1 protein-coding gene is annotated in these 4,467 nt (G+C 71.2%); it reads left to right on the top strand.

The features are described 5' to 3' along the window. Positions 1–182 precede the first annotated feature (182 nt). On the top strand, positions 183–4,467 hold a 4,285-nt coding region (locus tag ACYVMZ_RS39080), incomplete at its 3' end, for a type I polyketide synthase (protein ID WP_461088045.1).

Genomic DNA, 4,467 nt, shown 5'->3' with positions numbered 1-4,467 from the left:
AGGCCGAACAGTTCGTGACGATGCTCGCGCAGGCGCACGCCGCCGGTGTCGCAGTGGACTGGAGCCCGCTGTTCGCCGGACGCGCGGTCTCGCGGGTTGCCTTGCCGACGTATGCCTTCAACCACGAGCGGTACTGGTTGCAGCCCCGTGCCGACAGTGTCGGTGACCGGTTCGATCATCCGTTGCTGACGGGTGTGGTGCCGGTCGCGGGCAAGGACGAGTGGGTCTTCACCGGTCAGCTGTCACTGAGCACCCACCCCTGGATCGCCGACCATGCGGTGTTCGGGTCGGTGTTGCTGCCGGGCACGGGGTTCGTGGAGATGGCCCTGGCCGCCGGTGAACGCCTTGGCGCAGCGGTGATCGACGAGATCCTGTTGGAGTCACCGCTGGTGCTCGACGGCGACGAGACGGTGGACGTGCAGGTCACCGTGGGTCGCGCCGACGACGAGGGCCGTCGCGAGTTCTCCATCCACTCCCGTACCGCCACGGGCAGCGGGGACGCCGAATGGGTCGTGCACGCCGGCGGTGCCCTGGTCGCCGCTCCCGGTGCCGGGTATGTGGACACCGGCGAGGGCACCTGGCCCCCGCTCGACGCGGAACCGGTGTCGGCGGAAGACCTGTACGACCGACTCGCCGAGTTGGGCGTGGTATACGGCCCCGCCTTCCAGGGCGTGAGTGCTGTGTGGCGCCGTGACCGGGACGTCTTCGCCGAGGTTGCGCTGGACGACGCCACCGGCGACGCGGCGGCGCGTTTCGGGGTGCACCCGGCGCTGCTGGACGCCACCCTGCACGCCGCGATCGACACCTTGGCCCAGGACATGCCCGCGGGACGGGTGCCGTTGCCGTTCTCGTTCACCGGTGTGCGAGTGCGGCGTGCCGGTGCTGCCGCCGTCCGGGCGAGGATCACCCGCACCGGCAGCGAGAGCGTGCGGGTGCAGGCCGTGGACGAAGCCGGTGCAACCGTGGCGACGGTCGAGTCCCTGCGCGCCCGTGCGGTGGACGCCAAGACGTTGGGCGGCGCACAGACGGCCGGCCGGCCACCGCTGTACGAACTGCAGTGGACCGACGCCGAAGCCCCCACCACCACATCCGCGCTGCGGATCGCCGCGCTCGACTCGCCCGAAGTGACCGGCGCCGTCGAGCACTACGGCGACCCGGCAGACGCGGCCCGCGCCGAGGTCCCCGCGGACGTCCTTGTGTGGACGGTCGAGGCCGGCACCGAGACCGCCGACCGATCGGTGCGCGATCGTGTGCACGCGACGCTGGCGACGATCCGGGCCTGGCTGGCGGAAGACCGCCTGGCCGACACCCGGCTGGTCGTGTTCACGCGCAACGGCGCGAGCCTGCCCGGCGAGACACCCGATCTCGCCGCCGCCGCGGTGCGCGGACTGGTGCGCAGTGCCCAGTCCGAGCACCCCGGCCGGATGGTGCTGATCGATCACGACGGTGACGTGTCCACCGACGTGGTGTCGGCTGCCTTGGGTGTCGGCGAGTCCCAGGTCGTGGCGCGCGGCACCAGGCTGCTGGTGCCACGGCTGACGCGCGGCGCCGTACGTGCTGTGGACACCCAGGCCACGCTCGGCACGGGCACCGTGCTGATCACCGGTGGCACCGGCGGAATCGGCGGTCGCCTGGCCCGCCACCTGGTCACCGAGCACGGTGCGGCGAACCTGCTGCTGGTGTCACGTGGAGGTGACCGGGCGGACGGCGCCGCGGAGCTGGTGACCGAACTGACCGGCCTCGGCGCACGGGTGCGGGTAGCGGCTTGCGATGTGTCCGACCGTGATGCGGTGCGGGCCCTCCTGGACGCGATCCCGGCAGAACTGCCGTTGACGGCGGTGATCCACGCTGCCGGTGTCGTGGACGACAGCACGATCGCAGGGCTGACCGCCGAGCAGGTCGACCGAGTGCTGGCGCCGAAGGCGGATGCTGCGCTGCACCTGCACGAACTCACGCAGCACCTGACCTTGTCGGCGTTCGTGATGTTCTCGTCGGTCGCGGCCGTTCTCGGCTCGCCCGGACAGGGGAACTACGCGGCGGCCAACAGCGTGCTGGACGCCCTGGCGCGGTGCCGGGCCGAGGCCGGGCTGCCCGCCGTGTCGATCGCCTGGGGACCGTGGAACTCCGGCAGTGGGATGACCCGCGACCTCGGGCGCGGCGGCCTGACCCGACTCGAACGACTGGGGCTGCGCCCGCTGGCCGATGCCGACGGCCTCGACCTGTTCGACCAGTCGCTGCACGCCGGGGCGGTCTCGGTGACCGGTGTCGAGTTCGACACCGCGACGCTGGCCGTCCAGGCCCGGGCCGAGTCGCTGGCCGATGTCCTACGGGCGGTGGCGCCGGTCCCGGTGCGCCGCGCCGACAGGACCGCGACGCTGGCGCAACGCCTCGCGGCGGCGCCTCGGGACGGGCACGGCGCGATCGTCCTCGACGCCGTCCGGGAGTGCGCGGCGGCCGTGCTCGGGCACGCTTCCGCGGACGCGGTCGGTGCGGAAGTCCCCTTCAACGAGCAAGGGTTCGATTCGCTCGGCGCGGTGGAGTTCCGGAACAGGTTGGCGCAGGCGAGCGGTGTGTCACTGCCGTCAACACTGGTGTTCGACTACCCGACCGCGACCGCGGTGGCGGAGTACCTGCGCTCCCGGATCGAGGGCGCGGACACCGGCGCTCGGCAGGTCACCCGTCGCACGCGGGTGGACGAGCCGATCGCGATCGTCGGGATGAGCTGCCGCTATCCCGGCGGTGTCCAATCCGCCGACCAACTGTGGGAGCTCGTGGGATCCGGTGGCGACGGCATCGGTGCGTTCCCGTCGGACCGCGGCTGGGACCTGGCCAACCTGTTCGACCCGGATCCGGACAAGCCCGGCACCGTCTACACCCGCGAGGCCGGATTCCTCGCCAACGCCGGTGATTTCGACGCCGGTTTCTTCGGAATCGGACCGCGCGAGGCGGCCGCGATGGATCCCCAGCAGCGGCTGTTGCTGGAAGTCTCGTGGGAGGCGCTGGAGAACGCCGGAATAGCCCCGACGTCGTTGCAGGGCAGCGACACCGGTGTGTACGCGGGCGTGATGTACCAGGACTACGAGCACACCGCGCGGTCGGCCGCGGCGGCCGCCGAAGGCTATGTGGCCACCGGTTCGGCGGGCAGTGTGGTGTCGGGACGCGTGGCGTACGCCCTGGGCCTGGAAGGGCCTGCGGTCACGATCGACACGGCGTGTTCGTCGTCGTTGACGGCGATGCACATGGCGGCTCAGGCCTTGCGGCAGGGCGAGACGTCCCTCGTCCTGGTCGGTGGTGTGACGGTGATGTCGACGCCGTTGCTGTTCGTGGAGTTCTCACGGCAGCGCGGCCTGTCGCCCGACGGCCGGTGCAAGTCGTTCTCGTCCTCCGCTGACGGTGTGGCATGGTCCGAGGGTGTCGGTGTGGTCGTGCTGGAGCGTCTGTCCGATGCTCAGCGGCTCGGGCACAACGTTCTGGCCGTGATCCGTGGTAGTGCGGTGAACCAGGACGGTGCGAGCAACGGTCTGACCGCGCCCAACGGCCCTTCCCAGGAACGCGTGATCGCCCAGGCGCTCGCCAACGCGGGTCTGGCGCCCGCGGATGTGGACGCGGTCGAGGCGCACGGCACCGGGACGACGCTGGGCGATCCGATCGAGGCGCAGGCGTTGATCGCCGCGTACGGGCAGGACCGGGCGGAGCCACTGCGGGTCGGGTCGATCAAGTCGAACATCGGTCACACGCAGGCCGCCGCCGGCGTTGCCGGTGTGATCAAGCTGGTGCAGGCCCTTCGGCACCAGCAGTTGCCGCGGACGCTGCACGTGGACGAGCCGTCGCCGCACGTCGACTGGTGGGCCGGCTCGGTGCGGCTCCTGACCGAGCCCGAACCGTGGCCGGCGACCGACCGGGTCCGCCGAGCGGGCGTGTCGTCGTTCGGGATCAGCGGCACCAACGTCCACATCATCCTCGAAGAGCCGCCGCCCAAGCCTGCGACCTCGGTCAGCGGTACCCCGCTGACCAACACGACCGTGACGCCGTGGCTGGTGTCGGCCAAGAGCGAGGCTGGTCTGCGCGCGCAGGCGGCCCGCTTGCGGGACTGGTTGCTCGACCACCCAGGTGCGGATCTGGCCGACGTCGCCCATGCGTTGGTGACCTCACGAGCGCACCTGGAGTGCCGTGGTGCGGTCGTCGGCACCGACCACGACGAGATGGTGGCACGACTGGCCGATCTCGCCGGGGGAGTCGCATCTCCCGGTGCGGTGTCCGGTGTGGTGGGCTCGGGGAAGACGGCCTTCTTGTTCACGGGTCAGGGTGCTCAGCGGGTCGGTATGGGTGCCGGACTCTACGAGGCCTTCCCGGTGTTCGCGGCCGCGCTCGATGAGGTGTGTGCCGGGTTCGATGGGTTGTTGGGTGGTTCGCTGAAGGACGTGATGTTCTGCGGTGGTGAGGTGCTGGGTCGGACGGAGTTCACGC

It is taken from the genome of Streptomyces deserti, from assembly GCF_054782695.1.
This window is presented reverse-complemented; position numbering and strand designations above follow the sequence as displayed.